Origin of the sequence: Streptomyces sp. NPDC058001 (assembly GCF_042886315.1) — a bacterium.
Taxonomy (GTDB): Bacteria; Actinomycetota; Actinomycetes; order Streptomycetales; family Streptomycetaceae; genus Streptomyces.
The window spans coordinates 197,733-214,907 of sequence record NZ_JBHVQT010000017.1 but is presented as its reverse complement, the minus strand read 5'-3'; the positions used below and the strand labels follow the sequence as shown (position 1 = coordinate 214,907).

The window sequence follows — 17,175 nt, the reverse complement described above, 5'->3', positions numbered from 1 at the left end:
AAACGCCCGGTTACATTCCGAACCCGGAAGCTAAGCCTTTCAGCGCCGATGGTACTGCAGGGGGGACCCTGTGGGAGAGTAGGACACCGCCGAACAATCTTTGAGGACCTCTGGTCCCAGCGTTCATGCTGGGGCCAGAGGTCCTTTTTTGTTTTGCCAAGGCGCGCCGGGTACCCGGCTGCGTAAGAATGACTGCGGTACCTAAGACAGGAGTCACCCATGTCCACCAACTCTCCCGACGACCGACCCGAGCGCGAGCAGCGCCGGCGGGACAGCGGTGACCGCGGGGGCTACCGAGGGGGACCGCGTCGCGACAACGACCGTGCCACGTACGGCCGTCGAGACGATCGAGGCCGCGACGACCGCGGTCGTGACGATCGTGGGCGTGACGGTGACCGGGATCGTGACCGCAGGGCTTCCGGCGACCGCCGTGACAGCGGTGACCGTGGTGGGCGCCCGCCGTTCCGCCGCGACGACCGGCCGAGCGTTCCGCGTCGGGACGACCGGCCGAGCGGTCCGCGCCGAGACGACCGACCCACTGGTCCGCGCCGCGACGATCGCCGGGACGACCGCGACCGTGGCTTCCGCCGCGACGGCGACAGGCCGACGTATCGACGTGACGACCGTCGCGATGACCGCCGTACCGATGACCGACGTGACGATCGGCGCGATAGTGGGCGTGGCGGTGACCGTCCCGGTTTCCGGCGTGAGGGTGACCGGCCCCCGTTCCGGCGTGACGACCGACGGGATGACCGTCGCAGCGATGATCGGCGTGATGGCGACCGGGGTGGGTTCCGGCGGGACAGCGATCGTCGTGATGACCGTCGTGGCGATGATCGTCGTGATGGTGATCGTGGCGGGTTCCGGCGTGACGACAGCCGTGGGGGCGGTGGGGATCGTCCGGGGTTCCGGCGTGACGGTGACCGGCCCCCGTTCCGGCGAGATGACCGACGCGATGACCGACGTACAGACGACCGACGTGACGATCGGCGCGATGGCGACCGGGGTGGATTCCGGCGGGACAATGACCGGCGTGACGACCGTCGCGATGACCGGGGTGGGTTCCGGCGGGACAGCGATCGTCGTGATGACCGTCGTGGCGATGATCGTCGTGATGGTGATCGTGGCGGGTTCCGGCGTGACGACAGCCGTGGGGGTGGCGGGGATCGTCCGGGGTTCCGGCGTGACGGTGACCGGCCCCCGTTCCGGCGAGACGATCGACGCGATGACCGACGTACAGACGACCGACGTACGGATGACCGACGTGACGGCGACCGTGGTGGGTTCCGGCGTGATGACAGCCGGGGTAGCGCCGGTGGCGGTGGCTATCGTGGGCGGGACGACCGTGGGCCGCGCCGTGACGACAGCCGTGGGCGGCCCGGTGGGTTCCGTGGCCGTGACGACCGGCACGGTGGCGACGACCGGCGTGGCGGCGGGCGGTTCCGTGATGAGCGGGAGCGTGACCGCGAGCCCATCAAGCGGCTGCCGATTCCCGAGGACGTGACGGGCGAGGAAATCGACCGTGACGTACGCCAGGAGTTGCAGAGTCTGCCCAAGACGCTTGCCGAGGATGTCGCCAAGAACCTGGTGATGGTGGCGCGGCTCATCGACGAGGACCCCGAGGGCGCGTACGGATACGCGAAGGTCGCCCTGCGCCTTGCCTCACGTGTCGCCGCCGTACGGGAAGCGACCGGCTTCGCCGCGTACGCGACGCAGAAGTACAGCGAAGCCCTCGCCGAGTTCCGTGCCGCGCGGCGCATGACCGGCAGTGTCGACCTGTGGCCTCTGATGGCGGACTGCGAGCGAGGGCTCGGGCGGCCCGAGAAGGCGCTCGACATGGCCGGCGCCCCCGAGGTGCAGAAGCTCGACAAGGCCGGACAGGTCGAGATGCGGCTCGTGACGGCCGGTGCCCGGCGCGACCTGGGCCAGGTCGACGCCGCCATCGTCACGCTCCAGAGCCCCGAGCTGGCGTCGAACTCGATCCAGCCATGGACCGCGCGCCTGCGTTACGCGTACGCCGACGCCCTGTTGGAGGCGGGCCGCGAGGACGAGGCACGTGAGTGGTTCGCCAAGGCCGTCGAGTCCGACAAGGACGGCACCACGGACGCCTCCGACCGGCTCGCCGAGCTGGACGGCGTCGAGTTCGTCGATGCCCTGGGCGACGACGAGGACGACGACGAGAACGAAGACCTCAGGGGCGAAGAGGACCACAAGAGCGACGACGACAACGACGACAAGAGTGTCGTCGATGCCGCCGAGGTCGCTCACGCCACCGACGACGAGGACCTCAGCAGCGACGGTGACAAAGGCGACGACGATGAAGACGACGACAAAGGTGATGACGACGACGGTCGGGGTCGCGGCGTCTGAGCCCTAAGTGTCGAGGCTGCGCAGGACCAGACCCGTCGCCGGCTTGGGGCCGAACGACGTGGACTTGCGCGGCATCGTCACCCCCTGACGAGCCAGGTCACGCACGACCTCCTCACGCACAGGGTGTATCAGCACGGCCGTGCCACCGTCGCGTTCCGCTTTCGCGACGGTGGCCGCCGTGTCATGGATGTAGGCGATCTGGTCGGGCGCGTCAGGGATGCGCCAGACATGGTCGAGCAGCGTGCTGTGCAGCACCGTCGCGTCCAGCGTGCGCCACGCGCGCGGACGGTCCGCCGGGACCGTCCTGGCCAGCAGATCCGGTGACGGACGGTCGACCAGATGGAACACACCGCCGCCCGTCAGAAGGAAGGCGTTCCCTTCGGCGGCTGCCTCCCCGAGCTGCTCCAACGCGCGCGTAAGAGGGCCCTCCACCGTACGCACGCGGAACAGGCCGTCCAGCGCCTTCACCGCCGCGCGGACCGGCAACCGGTGCAGCAGACGGTGGATCGCCCGGACGCGGAGCGGATAGCGGGCCGTGTCCACCAGGAGGACCAGACCGTAGTCCCACGGACTCGGCGAACGGTGTTCCGTACGCAGCCGCAGATAGGTCGCCCAGCGGTGATGACCATCCGCGATGAGCGCCTGGTGACGGGAGAGGTCCTTCCGGATCTCCGCGACCTCCGCCGGGTCCGGCACGGCCCACAGGCGGTGATGAAAGCCGTCCTCGGTGGTGGTCGCCAGCAGCGGCGCGCGCAGGACGGTGCGCTCGATGACAGCGGCGGCCGTACCCGTCGTACCGTGCGCGTCAACAGCCTCGGGACTCTCGGGCTCGCTGCGGTACGTCAGCAGCAGCGGCTCCAGATTCGCGGCCGTCGCCCGCATCAGGGCCGCACGGTCAGCGACCACGGGCGCCATGACGTCCTCATGCGGCAGAACCACCCCCTCCCCGGCCTCCGACAGACGCAGCGCACCGATGACACCGCGCTGAAGGGTGTCCCCCTGGCTCTGCTCGTACACGTACAGACCCGGCTCGGCGTCCGCCGCCAGAATCCCGTCCGACAGCCACCGGTCCAGCGTGTCCGCCGCCTGCTCGGTACGGGCGGCCGGCGACGTGGCCTGGGGAAGGATCAGCCGGACGATGTTGTACGGATCCGCCGACTCCAGATGCTGCAGCCCATCGGGCCGTACCACCACGTCGTACGGCGGTGACGTCACCGCCGAGAGACTGCCCACCCGCTCGGGGACATACCGCACCCCTCGGAACGGGGCCAGATCCAGGCCCTGGCCTGCTGGTTCCTGTGCCCGATCGTCGGCGGTACCTGGGTCATCCATTGAGGCATCGTATGTGTGTCAGTGCCGTGCGAGATGATCGGGGGAGTGACGAGGAACGCGTACGAGTACCGACCAGCGAGGAGCGCGGCGTAATGACCCAGACCGTCAGGACACGGCCCCAGGGCAGCGAGCGTGCGCTGAGCACGGCGTACGACACGGCACTGCTCGACCTGGACGGTGTGGTGTACGCGGGAGGCAACGCCATCGCACACGCCGTCGCGTCACTCGACACGGCACACACACAGGGCATGCGCCTCGCCTACGTCACCAACAACGCGTTCCGCACCCCCGACGCGGTCGCCGCGCACCTCACCGAGCTGGGCATACCGACCGGCGCCTCGGACGTCATCACATCGGCGCAGGCCGTGGCCCGGCTCATCAGCGAACAAGTGCCCGCGGGCGCGCGCGTGCTGGTCATCGGCGGGGAAGGACTGCGGGTCGCCCTGCGGGAACGCGGACTGACACCGGTCGAGTCGGCCGACGACGACCCGGCGGCGGTCGCACAGGGGTACGGAGGGCCGGAGCTGCCATGGGGCCGGTTCGCGGAGGCGAGTTACGCCATCGCGCGCGGGGTCCCCTGGTTCGCGTCCAACACCGACCTGACGATTCCCAGCGGCCGGGGCATCGCCCCCGGCAACGGCGCCGCCGTCGAGGTCGTACGGATCGCCACCGGCGCCGAGCCACAGGTCGCGGGCAAGCCGCTGCCCCCGATGCACCGCGAAACCATCCTGCGGACCGGTGCGCGGCAGCCGATCGTCGTGGGGGACCGGCTGGACACCGACATCGAGGGCGCGTTCAACGGCGACGTCGACTCGCTGCTCGTCCTGACCGGTGTCACCGACGCCCCCCAGCTCCTCGCCGCGCCCCCCGAGCACCGCCCCACCTATGTCGACGCCGATCTGCGGGGGTTGCTGACCGGGCAGCCCGACGTGGTGCCCGAGGGGGACGCGTTCCGGTGCGGGGGGTGGACGGCGACGGCCGGGGACGAGCGGCTGGAGCTGGACGGGGACGGCGAAACCCTCGACGGGCTGCGGGCGTTGTGCGGGGCGGCCTGGACGGCGGGCGGGGACGGGGGGTGCCGGTTGGACGGGGCGAAGGCGGTGGCTCGGTTGGGGTTGTAGGGGGTTGGCGGTGCGGGTGCCCGCGCGGGTGCCGGTGGCGGGGCGGGTGCGGGTGCCGGTGCGGTTGTTGTGACGGTGATTCGCGGTGCGGGTGCCTGGCGGTGCCGGCGGCACGGTGGGTGCAGGCGGTGTCGGTTTGGGTTCGGGGGGTGTTGGCGTCCTGCGGGGAGGCGGAGGCAGGGTGTTTGTCAGGCCGCACCGGCGCCGGGGGAGAGGGGGGTTCGAAATGCGTGAAGGCGCGCGGGGCACTCAGGGGGCGTGCGGGGGCGCGCGGTGGGGAGGACAGCGGTGGTCATAGGAGGGTTCTGAGGCGGAACAAGTCGCGAAGACTCGCCTCCAGCCGGACCCGGCCCGACCCCCACGCCTTCGCGAAGTTCAGCTCTCCGCCGACCAACGCGACCAGGTCGTCGCCCGTCATCGCCAATCGGATCTCCGCCTTCTCCGGCGGCGGTCCCTGCACTGTGTCGAGCACCCTGATCCGGCCATCCTTGAGACGGCCGACGAACGTCATGTCCAGGTCGGTGATACGGCAGCTCAGCGAACGGTCCAGCGCCGCCGCACTGCGTACGTCGCCTTCGGCGGTCGCCAGATTGTCCGAGAGTTTGTCGAGTGCGGCACGGCACTCCTCCAAGGTCGCCATCGCGACCGACGGTACCCCAGCGCTTCGGGGTAGCGTCGGGGCATGAGCAGCGACTCCCCGTGGGCCCCGGAACCGCGCACACCGGAGCCCAGCGGTCTGCCCGACGCGGCACGGGCCGCATCCGGCTTCGCCGAGGCCACGACGCCTTCGGCCGACGAGACACAGGGCAGGGAGGGGGCCCCTCCCCCTCCCCCCTCCCCCCACCCCGCCCCCTCCCCCCTTCAGATCGAGCGTGTCCCCACCGGTAACGCCGATGTCGACGCGCAGCTCGGTCGGCTCGGTGATGCCGACCACCTGGCGACGGACGGGCACATCGAGGTGTACGAGGATGTGCACCGGGGGCTGCGGGACACGCTCACCGCGCTCGACAGCCGTCCCGGACCTCCCGCGCCCGGTCCGCCCGCGCCCGGACCTCAGCGGGCGCCGTCACCTTCGTACGACCACAGGAGCTGAACCCACCGTGGCAGGAGTGGCACGCCGCCGCCTCGACGCCGAACTCGTCCGCAGGAAGCTCGCCCGCTCCCGTGAGCAGGCCGGTCAGCTGATCGCCGCCGGTCGGGTGACCGTCGGCGGGAGTACCGCGAGCAAGTCCGCGACCCAGGTCGAGACCAGCGCCGCCATCGTCGTCACGGCCGACGACAACGACCCCGACTACGTCTCCCGAGGCGGGCACAAACTCGCCGGTGCCCTCGCTGTCTTCGTACCGCGCGGGCTGCGGGTCGAAGGGCGGCGCGCTCTGGACGCCGGTGCTTCCACGGGTGGGTTCACCGATGTGCTGCTGCGGGCCGGCGCCAGCCAGGTCGTCGCTGTCGACGTCGGGTACGGGCAGCTCGCGTGGTCTCTCCAGAGCGATGAACGCGTCACCGTCAAGGACCGTACGAACGTACGCGAGTTGACGTTGGAGGCGATCGATGGAGTGCCGGTGGATCTGGTGGTGGGGGACCTCTCCTTCATTCCGCTGGGTCTGGTGCTGCCGGCGCTTGTCCGCTGTACGGCGCCGGACGCCGATCTGGTGGTGATGGTCAAGCCGCAGTTCGAGGTCGGTAAGGAACGTCTGGGCAGCGGCGGTGTCGTGCGCAGCCCCGAACTGCGGGCCGAAGCCGTGCGGGGTGTCGCACGGCAGGCCGCCGGTCTGGGTCTGGGAGTGGAGGGCGTCACCGCCAGTCCGCTGCCTGGACCGTCCGGGAATGTCGAGTACTTTCTGTGGCTGCGGGCCGGGGCACCGGACCTCGATCCCGCGGATGTTGACCGTGCAGTGGCGGAGGGGCCGCGTTGACACAGACCCAAGCTCGTACCGTTTTCCTTCTCGCGCACACCGGGAGGCCGGCGGCCATCCGCAGTGCCGAACTCGTCGTTCAAGGACTTCTCCGCTGTGGTCTCGGGGTACGGGTACTGGAGTCGGAGGCGACCGATCTGCCTCTGCCTCCGGCCGTCGAACTGGTGGAGGAGGCGACGCCCGAATCCCTCGACGGATGTGAACTGCTGATCGTGCTCGGCGGTGACGGGACGCTGCTGCGCGGCGCAGAGTTCGCCCGCGCCTCCGGGGTGCCGATGCTCGGTGTCAATCTCGGCCGGGTCGGCTTCCTCGCGGAGGCCGAGCGGGACGATCTCGACAAGGTCGTCGACCGGGTCGTGACCCGCTCCTACGAGGTCGAGGAGCGGATGACCGTCGATGTCGTGGTGCACAGCAACGGCGATGTCGTCCATACCGACTGGGCGCTGAACGAGGCGGCCGTGCAGAAGGTCTCACCTGAGCGGATGCTCGAAGTGGTCCTGGAGGTCGACGGCAGGCCGGTGACCGGTTTCGGTTGTGACGGCATCGTGTGTGCGACGCCGACCGGTTCGACCGCGTATGCCTTCTCGTCCGGTGGGCCCGTGGTGTGGCCGGAGGTGGAGGCGCTGCTGATGGTGCCGATCAGCGCGCACGCCTTGTTCGCCAAGCCGTTGGTGACGTCGCCGGACTCGGTGCTCGCTGTGGAGGTGCAGCCGCACACTCCGCACGGGGTGCTGTGGTGCGACGGGCGGCGGACGGTGGAACTGCCCGCCGGGGCGCGGGTGGAGGTCCGCAGGGGTGCGGTGCCGGTGCGGCTGGCGCGGCTGCACCACGCGTCGTTCACGGATCGGCTCGTCGCCAAGTTCGCCCTGCCGGTGTCCGGGTGGCGGGGGGCGCCGCAGCACTGAGGTGGACTGGGGGTGTTCGGGGTGTGTCGGGTTGGTGGTCATGGTGTCCAGGGTGAGGGGGTGGGGTGGGGTGGGGCCATGGGGTTGGCCGCAAGATCGGGTTGCGGAAAACCGCAGGTGCGTCCCGACTGGCCGAGAAGCCCAGCCCCGAGCCGGTCCCACCCCGGCGAGTGACAGTGGTCTCGGGGTGGCCGCTGTCACCTGCGTCTTCGCGGAAGAGGGGCAGGGGCCGTCGCACACCGGGTCCGTGACCTCGTAAGGTCGTGTCCGTGTTGGAGGAGATGCGGATACGGTCGCTCGGAGTCATCGACGACGCGGTCGTGGAGCTGTCGCCAGGCTTCACCGCCGTGACCGGTGAGACCGGTGCGGGTAAGACGATGGTGGTCACCAGCCTCGGCCTGCTGCTCGGCGGGCGTGCGGACCCGGCCCTGGTGCGGATCGGGGCCAGGGCGGCGGTCGTGGAGGGGCGGATCAGTGTGCCCGCGGGCGCCTCCGCGGTGGTGCGGGCGGAGGAGGCGGGGGCCGAGCTGGACGACGGTGCCCTGCTGATCAGCCGTACCGTTTCCGCGGAAGGGCGCTCCCGTGCGCACCTCGGTGGGCGTTCGGTGCCTGTCGGGCTGCTCGCCGAACTCGCCGAGGACCTGATCGCGGTGCACGGCCAGACCGATCAGCAGGGGTTGCTCAAGCTGACGCGGCAGCGCCAGGCCCTGGACCGGTACGCGGGTGACGCGGTGTCCGTGCCGCTCGCCAAGTACGCCGCCGTCTACCGCAGGCTGCGCGCGCTGTCGAACGAACTGGACGAGATCACCACGCGCGCGCGGGAACGCGCGCAGGAGGCCGATCTGCTGCGGTTCGGGCTCGATGAGATCGCCGCCGTCGAACCGCGCGCCGGTGAGGACGTGGAACTCGCCGCCGAGGCCGAGCGCCTCGGGCACGCGGAGGCCCTGGCGTCCGCCGCGACGGTCGCGCACGCGGCGCTCGCCGGGAACCCGGAGGACCCCGAGGGCATCGACGCGACGACACTCGTCGCGGGCGCGCATCGCGCGCTGGAGGCGGTCCGTGCGCACGACACGGCGCTGGCCGCGCTCGCCGAGCGGATCGGTGAGGTCGGGATCCTGCTGGGCGATGTGGCGGGCGAGCTGGCCGGTTACGCCGACGACCTGGACGCCGATCCGTTGCGGCTGGCCGCCGTGGAGGAGCGGCGCGCCGCGCTGACCCAGTTGACCCGCAAGTACGGCGGCGTGGAGCAGAACAGCGCGTCGGTGCTCGCCTGGGCCGAGCAGGGCTCCGTGCGGCTCCTCGAACTCGACGGTGACGACGAGCGCATCGGTGAACTGACCGCCGAACGTGACGTGTTGCGCGGGGAACTCTCCGGGCTCGCGCAGGCGCTCACCGATGTGCGCGTGGAGGCCGCCGCACGGTTCGCCGCCGCCGTCACCGATGAACTGGCCTCCCTCGCGATGCCTCACGCGCGCGTGACGATCGACATCCGCCAGAACGACGACCCTGACGGCGTCGGGATCGGTGAGCGGACCGTCGCGTACGGGCCGACGGGTGTCGATGAGGTCGAGTTGCTGCTCGCGCCGCATCCGGGGGCGCCGCCGCGGCCCATCGCCAAGGGCGCGTCCGGTGGTGAGCTGTCGCGGGTGATGCTCGCTGTGGAGGTCGTCTTCGCCGGCACGGACCCCGTGCCGACGTATCTCTTCGACGAGGTCGACGCGGGCGTCGGCGGCAAGGCGGCCGTCGAGATCGGCCGTCGCCTCGCCAGGCTCGCCAGGTCCGCGCAGGTCGTCGTCGTCACGCACCTTCCGCAGGTCGCCGCGTTCGCCGACCGGCAACTCCTCGTGGAGAAGACCAATGACGGTTCGGTGACCAGGTCGGGTGTGAAGGTCCTGGAGGGCGAGGACCGTATCCGTGAGCTGTCGCGGATGCTCGCGGGCCAGGAGGACTCGCAGACGGCGCGCGCGCACGCGGAGGAACTCCTCGCGACGGCACGGGCCGACCACTGAGCGACGCCCGGCCGGCTCCCCGGGAGAGGGTAGGTCGGCCGGGCCCGACGGTGCCGGGGCATGTCGTACCCCAGGCGTAGGGGCGACTGGACGCAGGGGGGATTGAGGGCGGGCTTTTCGGGGACCCGGACCGGCATGCTCTCTCACTCAAGTGGGTGATCGACACCGGCGGGTTCCCCGACCTAGCCGCGTCCCCGCCGCACGCGGTGCCGGAACACCCGTACGCAATGGCATCCTTGGCGCGTCACTTCTTCCGGTGTTCCGGTACGACTTGCTGTACCTTCTGTACCTTCCTTCGCGACCACCCCTCCGCCGAATTCAGGAGTTCCGTCCCCGTGAGCAGCCATGTGCCGCACGGCCAGACGCCGTTGCGTACCGTGCAAGTGCTCGGCGGTGGCAGCGCGGGCAGCAGCGCGCATGTGAGGTCGCTGGCCGCCGGGCTCGTCGCCCGGGGCGTGCGCGTCACCGTGTGCGCTCCCTCCGAGGTGGGGCGGGCCTACGGTTTCGGTGACGTCGGTGCCCGGCATGTGCCCGTGGCGCGGCGCAACGACCCCACCACCGTCGCGGCGCTCCGCGCGATCTGCGCCGACGCCGACCTGGTGCACGCGCACGGGCTGAACGCGGCTGTCCGCGCGGTCCTCGCGCTCAGTGGGCGCCGCGTCCCGCTGGTCGTGACGTGGCACACGTGCGCGCCGTCGGAGGGTGCCCGCGCGCGTGTGGTGCGGCTTCTCGAACGGCGTGTGGCGCGGACCGCGGCCGTGGTGCTCGGTGCCTCGTCCGATCTGGTCGACCGGGCCCGCAGCAGGGGCGCGCGTGACGCCCGGCTCGCGGCCGTCGCGCTGCCCGTGTCGCGGGTGCCCGCCGCGGTGCATGACGCCGACGGTCCGGACCGGCTGCACCAGAAGGCCCGTGCCGAACTCGGCGCTGTCGGCCGGCCCTTGGTGATGGCCGTCGGATCGCTCGACGAACACCGGGGCTACGAGATGCTCCTGGACGCCACGCGCGCGTGGCAGCGGCTCGACGTCGTGCCGCTGCTCGTGATCGCCGGAGAGGGGCCGTTACGGGGGCTGCTCCAGCGGCGTATCGAGGACGAGGAGTTGCCGGTGCGGCTCGTCGGGCGGCGGGACGACGTGTCGGAACTGCTCGCTGTCGCCGATGTCGCCGTGGTGGCGAGCCGGTGGGAGTCGCGGTCCGTGCTCGCGCAGGAGGCGCTGCGCGCGGGGGTGCCGCTGGTCGCCTGCGCGGTGGGGGGTACGCCCGAGTTGGTGGGGGACGCGGCCGAGTTGGTGCCGTACGGCGATGCGGGGGCGTTGGCGGAGGCCGTGGCGCGGGTGCTGGAGGTGCCGGGGCGGCGGGAGTGGCTTCGTGAGCGGGGCCTTGCGCAGGCGGCGTCCTGGCCGAGTGAGGACGAGACGGTGGCGCAGGTGCTCAGCGTTTATGACGAGCTGACGCAGACCTGACCTGAGTGGGACTTTCTCACGCGGCGGGGCGGCTCGGCGGTCACAGGGGAGTGTGGCGTTGGGCTCTCAGGGCCAGGCTCAGGGCCAGGACTGTTTGCGGGTCGTCCAGGTCCGTGCCCAGGAGGTCGCCGATTCTGGCGAGGCGGTTGTAGAGGGTCTGCCGGTTGAGGTGGAGTTCGCGGGCCGTTTCCGCCTTGCGGCCCGCGTGCGCGAGATACGTCCGCAGTGTCGGCAGCAGTGGTGGTTTGGAGCGTCGGTCGTGCTCCCGCAGCGGCCCGATCGCGCGGTCCACGAACGCCGCCAGGTCCGGATGGTCCCGCAGTCGCCACAGCAGCAGGTCGATGTCGAGGCGCCGCGCGTCGTACCAGGGGCGGTCCGTCAGGCCCTGTGCCGCCGTCGCCGTCTCGGCCGCGTGCCGCAGTCCGGCGGAGGCCGCTGCCCAGCCGCCGGGGACGCCGACGACGACGATCGGTGGCTGGGCGCCCGGCCGCTGCATGCCCGCGCGTTCCACGCCCGCCCGTAGCGCCGCCGCGACCCGGTCCGCGACCGCCGTGCGTTCGCTGTCCGAGCGCAGGCCGAGCAGCAGCGGTACGCGGCCCTCCACGGGCCGTACGCCCAGGAGGACCGGGACGCCCACCGAGGCGAGTTCCTCGGCGACCGCGCGGGCGAGGACGGCCCAGCCGCCGCCCGCCGACAGGCCGCTGCCCTCGGGCAGCCGCATCACGACGGGCAGCAGCGGTGTGGCGCCTGGTTTGAAGCCGAGTACGCGGGCCTGCGCGGGGGCGTCGTCGGCGGCGATCCGGCCCTCGGCGAAGTCGGTCAGGAAGTCACCGCGCCCCCGCGCCGCCAACTCCTCCTCCTGGCGGGCCTGCATCAGCACCACGGCGAGGCTGCCCGCTGCCCGTTCCGCCGCGATCCGGTGCACCGGCGCCGGCGGGCCGGTGACCGGGAGGAGCACCATACGCGCGCGTACCGACCCGGTACCGGGACCGCCGCCCGGAACGTCGACCAGGACGGTGCCGGTCGGGGGGCCCTCCTCGCGCGCGGTGCGTCCGCCGCGCAGTCCCTCCCAGATCTGCAGCGGGTCGGCGCCCTCGGTGCCCGCCCCGGCCGCGTAGAGGAGTTGGCCGTCCGGGGTCTCCAGGAACACCGGGTTGCCGCTGAACTCCGCGAGGACGGCGAGGACCTGCGGTACCCCGCCGCCGCCGAGGAGTGCCTCGGTGCAGCGCCGGTGGACCTCCTCGGCGCGCTGCAACAGCGCGTAGTGGCCGTTGACGATCTCGGTGTGGACCTCTTCGGTGACGGTGACGAACGGCACTTCGCGGTGCAGCTGCACCAGCGGCAGGCCGGCCGCCCGCGCGGTGTCGACGAGCGCGGCGGGCAGCCGGGTGAAGCGCGGTCCGAGTTCGACGACCAGGGCGGCGATCCCGCGTTCGGCGAGCTTGCGGACAAAGGCGCGCTGGTCGGCGGGGCGGGTACCGAGGCCGAGGCCCGTGGTGAGCAGCAGCTCGCCGCCCTTGAGGAGCGACGCGATGTTCGGTACCTCGCCCGCGTGCACCCAGCGCACGGTGCGCTGGAGCCGGTCGGCGCCCGCGACGACCTCCGGAAGGCCGCCGCGCAGCCCCGGCAGCTCCAGCGCCCGCTGCACGGTGATTCCGCCCTGAGTGTCCATGAGGGGGACGCTACCTTTCCGGGCACCGACCCGTGCCACCCCAGGTCACACCCACCGCGCCACCCCCAGGTCACACCCCCGTGCCACCCCCGTACGCCCCCGGGTCACCCCGTACCACTGTGCAGGTTCCGCGTCAGCGCTGCGGCGGCGGTGCGTCAGCTCTGTGCGGTGTCGTCGTCCGCCTGCCCGGCGCCCTCGGCTGCGCCTGCCTTCTCGCGCATCTTGCGCACCAGCTCCGCCTTCCGGTCGGCCGCACCCTGGCGGTCGAGGTTGCGGTGCGGACCGTGGTTCTGCCGTTCGGCGCGGGACAGCTTCTTGCGCTGGCCGCCGCCCATGCCCACGGGGTTGTTGATGTTCTTGCTCACGGTCACGGATTCTCCCGGTAATGATGTGAAGTGATCTACGGATTCATCGGTGGGGGACGGGCGGCGTCTGGAAGAACTACCCCCCGTACGCCCCCGAAGCCGTCAGTCGTAGGGCGGTGTCGATCAGGGGGACATGGCTGAACGCCTGCGGGAAGTTGCCGACCTGGCGCTTGAGCCGCGAGTCCCACTCCTCGGCGAGCAGCCCGAGGTCGTTGCGCAGGCTCAGCAGCTTCTCGAACAGTTTGCGGGCCTCGTCGACGCGGCCGATCATCGCGAGGTCGTCGGCGAGCCAGAACGAGCAGGCGAGGAACGCGCCCTCGTCGCCCTCCAGACCGTCCACGCCCGCGTGCTCGCCGGCTGTCGGATAGCGCAGGATGAAACCGTCCGACGTCGACAGCTCCCGCTGGATCGCCTCGATGGTGCCGATGACACGCTTGTCGTCGGGCGGCAGGAAACCCATCTGCGGAATCAGCAGCAGCGACGCGTCCAGCTCCTTGGAGCCGTAGGACTGCGTGAACGTGTTGCGTTCCTTGTCGTAACCCTTCTCACACACATCGCGGTGGATGTCGTCGCGCAGGTCGCGCCACTTGTCCAGCGGGCCGTCCGCGTCACCGGACTCGATGAGCTTGATGGTGCGGTCCACGGCGACCCAGGCCATCACCTTGGAGTGCACGAAGTGCCGGCGCGGGCCGCGGACCTCCCAGATGCCCTCGTCGGGCTGGTCCCAGTGGTCCTCCAGGTACTGGATCAGCCGCAACTGGAGCAGCGACGCGTAGTCGTTGCGGGCCAGGCCCGTCATGTGCGCGAGGTGCAGCGCCTCGGTGACCTCGCCGTAGACGTCGAGTTGGAGCTGGTGTGCGGCGCCGTTGCCGACGCGCACCGGCCCCGAGTTCTCGTACCCCGGCAGCCAGTCCAGCTCGCTCTCGCCGAGTTCCCGCTCGCCCGCGATGCCGTACATGATCTGGAGGTTCTCGGGGTCGCCCGCGACGGCGCGCAGCAGCCACTCGCGCCAGGCGCGGGCCTCGTCGCGGTAGCCGGTGCGCAGCAGCGACGACAGGGTGATCGCGGCGTCCCGCAGCCAGGTGAAGCGGTAGTCCCAGTTGCGGACGCCGCCGATCTCCTCCGGCAGGGACGTGGTGGGCGCCGCGACGATGCCGCCGGTCGGCGCGTACGTCAGCGCCTTCAGGGTGATCAGTGAACGCACGACGGCCTCCCGGTAGGGGCCGTGGTACGTACAGTGCTCGACCCACTCGCGCCAGAAGTCCTGCGTCGCCGCCAGGGACTGCTCCGGCTCGGGAAGCGCCGGCTGGTCCTTGTGCGAGGGCTGCCAGGACAGCGTGAACGCGATGCGGTCGCCGGGGGCCACGGTGAAGTCCGAGTACGTCGTCAGGTCCTTGCCGTAGGTGTCGACGTCGGTGTCCAGCCACACCGAGTCGGGGCCCGCGACGGCGACCGTACGGTTGTCGACCTTGTGCACCCACGGCACGATCCGCCCGTAGGAGAACCGCATCCGCAGGGCCGAGCGCATCGGCACCCGGCCGCTGACGCCCTCCACGATCCGGATCAGCTGCGGGGCCCCGTCACGCGGCGGCATGAAATCGGTCACGCGGACCGTGCCGCGGGGGGTGTCCCACTCGGATTCGAGGATCAGTGAGTCACCGCGGTAGGTGCGCCGGTTCGCCGTGGGCGGCTGTGTGCCGGAGGCGTGCGCGGGCCCGATCCGCCAGAAACCGTGTTCCTCGGTGCCGAGCAGGCCCGCGAAGATGGCGTGCGAATCGAAGCGGGGAAGGCACAGCCAGTCGACCGTTCCGTCCCGGCAGACCAGGGCAGCGGTCTGCATGTCTCCGATGAGTGCGTAGTCCTCGATGCGCCCGGCCACGAGCATCTCCAGTCGAACGGCCGCCACGTCGCCCTGGTGAGGGGGCTCCGATGTGCGGTCAGGGGATTCAAAAAACACAGCGTGCCGATGGGCTCGTGTCACCGGGCGACGGGCGGGGGTGGTGCCGTTCACCGGCCTGCCTCGGCAGCAAGTGTCCGAGCAGGATACGACGCACTCAGGTGATCCGTGCGCCCCTCCCGGCAACCTGCCCGCGCCGAACGGGTGAGCACCGGGTGAGCTGCGTGAACAGGATGTATGGGCGCCGTGTGCCTTCTGTGGCGGGCTGTCGACGGAGCGTGGCCGGAAGCGGTCTCGCTGTGGCGCTGATACCCTGGTAGCCCGTGGACCGGTGGGCACTCAGGCGTCGGAACCGACAGAGCCGAGACCCCCGAACCGCAGCGAAGGCACCTCCGGATCATCCGGGTCCGCCGCCACCTCGCACCTCAGACCGCGACCACGGGAGCCCCGTCTTGGCCATGCCGAACCGATCCGCGACATCCTCGACGACCAAGCACATCTTCGTCACCGGAGGTGTCGCCTCTTCCCTCGGCAAGGGCCTGACGGCCTCCAGCCTGGGTGCGCTTCTCAAGGCGCGGGGTCTGCGGGTCACCATGCAGAAGCTCGACCCGTATCTGAACGTCGACCCGGGCACGATGAACCCGTTCCAGCACGGTGAGGTGTTCGTCACGAACGACGGCGCCGAGACGGACCTGGACATCGGGCACTACGAGCGGTTCCTCGACGTCGACCTCGACGGCTCCGCCAACGTCACGACGGGCCAGATCTACTCGCAGGTCATCGCCAAGGAGCGGCGCGGCGAGTACCTCGGCGACACGGTCCAGGTCATCCCGCACATCACCAACGAGATCAAGCACCGTATCCGCCGCATGGCCACCGACGACGTCGACGTCGTCATCACCGAGGTCGGCGGCACCGTCGGCGACATCGAGTCGCTGCCGTTCCTGGAGACGGTCCGCCAGGTCCGTCACGAGGTCGGCCGGGACAACGTGTTTGTGGTGCACATCTCACTGCTGCCGTACATCGGCCCGTCCGGCGAGCTGAAGACCAAGCCGACCCAGCACTCCGTCGCCGCGCTGCGCAACATCGGTATCCAGCCCGACGCGATCGTGCTGCGCGCCGACCGCGAGGTGCCGATCGCGATCAAGCGGAAGATCTCGCTGATGTGCGACGTCGACGAGGCCGCCGTGGTCGCCGCGATCGACGCCAAGTCGATCTACGACATCCCGAAGGTCCTGCACACCGAGGGCCTCGACGCCTATGTCGTCCGCAAGCTGGACCTGCCGTTCCGCGATGTGGACTGGACGATCTGGGACGACCTGCTCGACCGCGTCCACAACCCGGACCACGAGGTCACCGTCGCGCTCGTCGGCAAGTACATCGACCTGCCCGACGCCTATCTGTCGGTCACCGAGGCGCTGCGTGCGGGCGGTTTCGCCAACAAGGCCCGCGTGAAGATCAAGTGGGTCACCTCCGACGACTGCAAGACCCCGGCGGGCGCCGCCCAGCAGCTCTCCGACGTGGACGCGATCTGTGTGCCCGGTGGCTTCGGCGACCGGGGCGTCAGCGGCAAGGTCGGCGCCATCCGGTACGCGCGCGAGAACCGTGTCCCGCTGCTCGGCCTCTGCCTCGGTCTGCAGTGCATCGTCATCGAGGCCGCCCGCAACCTCGCGGACATCCCCGACGCCAACTCCACCGAGTTCGACGCCGCGACCGGCCACCCCGTGATCTCCACCATGGCCGAACAGCTCGACATCGTCGCCGGCGAGGGCGACATGGGCGGCACCATGCGGCTGGGCATGTACCCGGCGAAGCTGGCCGACGGCTCGATCGTGCGCGAGGTCTACGACGGCAAGGAGTACGTCGAGGAGCGCCACCGCCACCGGTACGAGGTGAACAACGCCTACCGTGCCGAGCTGGAGAAGAAGGCCGGGCTGCAGTTCTCCGGCACCTCGCCGGACGGCAAGCTCGTCGAGTACGTCGAGTACCCGCGTGACGTCCACCCCTACCTGGTCGCGACGCAGGCGCACCCCGAGCTGCGCTCCCGGCCGACCCGTCCGCACCCGCTGTTCGCGGGCCTGGTCAAGGCCGCCGTGCTGCGCAGGACGGCCGGATGATCCGCCGGTGA

14 protein-coding genes and 1 rRNA gene are annotated in these 17,175 nt (G+C 71.0%); 10 read left to right on the top strand and 5 right to left on the bottom strand.

Going from position 1 to position 17,175, the window contains the following annotated elements; all coding sequences use genetic code 11:
• The 3 genes from rrf to ACFVT5_RS36975 form a co-directional block, all read left to right on the top strand.
• Positions 1 to 95, top strand: a 5S ribosomal RNA gene (gene rrf / locus ACFVT5_RS36985); the annotation flags it as partial.
• A 227-nt stretch (positions 96 to 322) separates the two neighbouring features.
• Positions 323 to 1,504, top strand: a complete 1,182-nt coding sequence (locus ACFVT5_RS36980; RefSeq protein ID WP_389897463.1) for a hypothetical protein — start codon at positions 323 to 325, stop codon at positions 1,502 to 1,504.
• A complete protein-coding gene (locus ACFVT5_RS36975; protein ID WP_389897460.1) occupies positions 1,474 to 2,370 on the top strand; it encodes a tetratricopeptide repeat protein in 897 nt (298 codons plus the stop codon). The genes ACFVT5_RS36980 and ACFVT5_RS36975 overlap by 31 nt, the downstream gene beginning before the upstream one ends.
• Positions 2,371 to 2,373: 3 nt before the next feature.
• Here ACFVT5_RS36975 and ACFVT5_RS36970 read toward each other — a convergent pair whose 3' ends face one another.
• Positions 2,374 to 3,702: a DUF1015 family protein gene (locus ACFVT5_RS36970; RefSeq protein WP_389897429.1), complete on the bottom strand. Its 1,329-nt coding sequence runs from the start codon at positions 3,700 to 3,702 to the stop codon at positions 2,374 to 2,376.
• 92 nt (positions 3,703 to 3,794) lie between these two features.
• Here ACFVT5_RS36970 and ACFVT5_RS36965 point away from each other — a divergent pair, with 92 nt between their 5' ends.
• Positions 3,795 to 4,823, top strand: coding sequence for an HAD hydrolase-like protein (locus ACFVT5_RS36965; protein WP_389897427.1), 1,029 nt, complete (start codon positions 3,795 to 3,797; stop codon positions 4,821 to 4,823).
• A gap of 292 nt (positions 4,824 to 5,115) precedes the next feature.
• On the opposite strand, the gene ACFVT5_RS36960 is transcribed toward ACFVT5_RS36965, so the two are convergent.
• Positions 5,116 to 5,463, bottom strand: coding sequence for an SCP2 sterol-binding domain-containing protein (locus ACFVT5_RS36960; protein WP_389897424.1), 348 nt, complete (start codon positions 5,461 to 5,463; stop codon positions 5,116 to 5,118).
• Positions 5,464 to 5,505: 42 nt separating this feature from the next.
• On the opposite strand from ACFVT5_RS36960, the gene ACFVT5_RS36955 reads away from it, so the two are divergent.
• From ACFVT5_RS36955 to ACFVT5_RS36935, 5 genes are all read left to right on the top strand, one after another.
• Positions 5,506 to 5,916, top strand: coding sequence for a hypothetical protein (locus ACFVT5_RS36955; protein WP_389897422.1), 411 nt, complete (start codon positions 5,506 to 5,508; stop codon positions 5,914 to 5,916).
• Between the two features lie 7 nt (positions 5,917 to 5,923).
• Entirely contained in the window at positions 5,924 to 6,739 is an 816-nt protein-coding gene (locus tag ACFVT5_RS36950; protein ID WP_389897419.1) for a TlyA family RNA methyltransferase, read from the top strand.
• Positions 6,736 to 7,644: an NAD kinase gene (locus ACFVT5_RS36945; RefSeq protein ID WP_389897416.1), complete on the top strand. Its 909-nt coding sequence runs from the start codon at positions 6,736 to 6,738 to the stop codon at positions 7,642 to 7,644. Before ACFVT5_RS36950 ends, ACFVT5_RS36945 begins: the two co-directional genes overlap by 4 nt.
• Before the next feature lie 281 nt (positions 7,645 to 7,925).
• Complete coding sequence (gene recN, locus ACFVT5_RS36940) at positions 7,926 to 9,653, top strand: DNA repair protein RecN (RefSeq protein ID WP_389897458.1); 1,728 nt, start codon at positions 7,926 to 7,928, stop codon at positions 9,651 to 9,653.
• Positions 9,654 to 9,988: 335 nt separating this feature from the next.
• Positions 9,989 to 11,113 (top strand): glycosyltransferase family 4 protein, encoded by a 1,125-nt coding sequence (locus ACFVT5_RS36935; RefSeq protein ID WP_389897413.1) that lies wholly within the window; start codon positions 9,989 to 9,991, stop codon positions 11,111 to 11,113.
• 40 nt (positions 11,114 to 11,153) lie between these two features.
• Here ACFVT5_RS36935 and ACFVT5_RS36930 read toward each other — a convergent pair whose 3' ends face one another.
• The 3 genes from ACFVT5_RS36930 to ACFVT5_RS36920 form a co-directional block, all read right to left on the bottom strand.
• Positions 11,154 to 12,785 carry a PucR family transcriptional regulator gene (locus ACFVT5_RS36930; protein WP_389897410.1) on the bottom strand — a complete coding sequence of 544 codons (1,632 nt, stop codon included), beginning with the start codon at positions 12,783 to 12,785 and terminating at the stop codon, positions 11,154 to 11,156.
• Positions 12,786 to 12,940: 155 nt separating this feature from the next.
• Positions 12,941 to 13,156 carry a DUF6243 family protein gene (locus ACFVT5_RS36925; RefSeq protein ID WP_326725721.1) on the bottom strand — a complete coding sequence of 72 codons (216 nt, stop codon included), beginning with the start codon at positions 13,154 to 13,156 and terminating at the stop codon, positions 12,941 to 12,943.
• Between the two features lie 70 nt (positions 13,157 to 13,226).
• Positions 13,227 to 15,035, bottom strand: coding sequence for a glycoside hydrolase family 15 protein (locus ACFVT5_RS36920; protein ID WP_389897456.1), 1,809 nt, complete (start codon positions 15,033 to 15,035; stop codon positions 13,227 to 13,229).
• Positions 15,036 to 15,505: 470 nt separating this feature from the next.
• Between ACFVT5_RS36920 and ACFVT5_RS36915 the strand changes: the two genes are divergently transcribed.
• On the top strand, positions 15,506 to 17,164 hold the full coding sequence (locus tag ACFVT5_RS36915; protein WP_389897407.1) for a CTP synthase: 1,659 nt from the start codon (positions 15,506 to 15,508) through the stop codon (positions 17,162 to 17,164).
• Positions 17,165 to 17,175 lie beyond the last annotated feature (11 nt).

Coding starts and splice junctions, on each gene's coding strand:
- ACFVT5_RS36965 (WP_389897427.1), top strand. CDS start 3,795: ATGACCCAGACCGTCAGGACACGGCCCCAGGGCAGCGAGCGTGCGCTG.
- recN (WP_389897458.1), top strand. CDS start 7,926: ATGCGGATACGGTCGCTCGGAGTCATCGACGACGCGGTCGTGGAGCTG.
- ACFVT5_RS36955 (WP_389897422.1), top strand. CDS start 5,506: ATGAGCAGCGACTCCCCGTGGGCCCCGGAACCGCGCACACCGGAGCCC.
- ACFVT5_RS36930 (WP_389897410.1), bottom strand. CDS start 12,785: ATGGACACTCAGGGCGGAATCACCGTGCAGCGGGCGCTGGAGCTGCCG.
- ACFVT5_RS36960 (WP_389897424.1), bottom strand. CDS start 5,463: ATGGCGACCTTGGAGGAGTGCCGTGCCGCACTCGACAAACTCTCGGAC.
- ACFVT5_RS36915 (WP_389897407.1), top strand. CDS start 15,506: ATGCCGAACCGATCCGCGACATCCTCGACGACCAAGCACATCTTCGTC.
- ACFVT5_RS36920 (WP_389897456.1), bottom strand. CDS start 15,035: ATGCTCGTGGCCGGGCGCATCGAGGACTACGCACTCATCGGAGACATG.
- ACFVT5_RS36970 (WP_389897429.1), bottom strand. CDS start 3,702: ATGGATGACCCAGGTACCGCCGACGATCGGGCACAGGAACCAGCAGGC.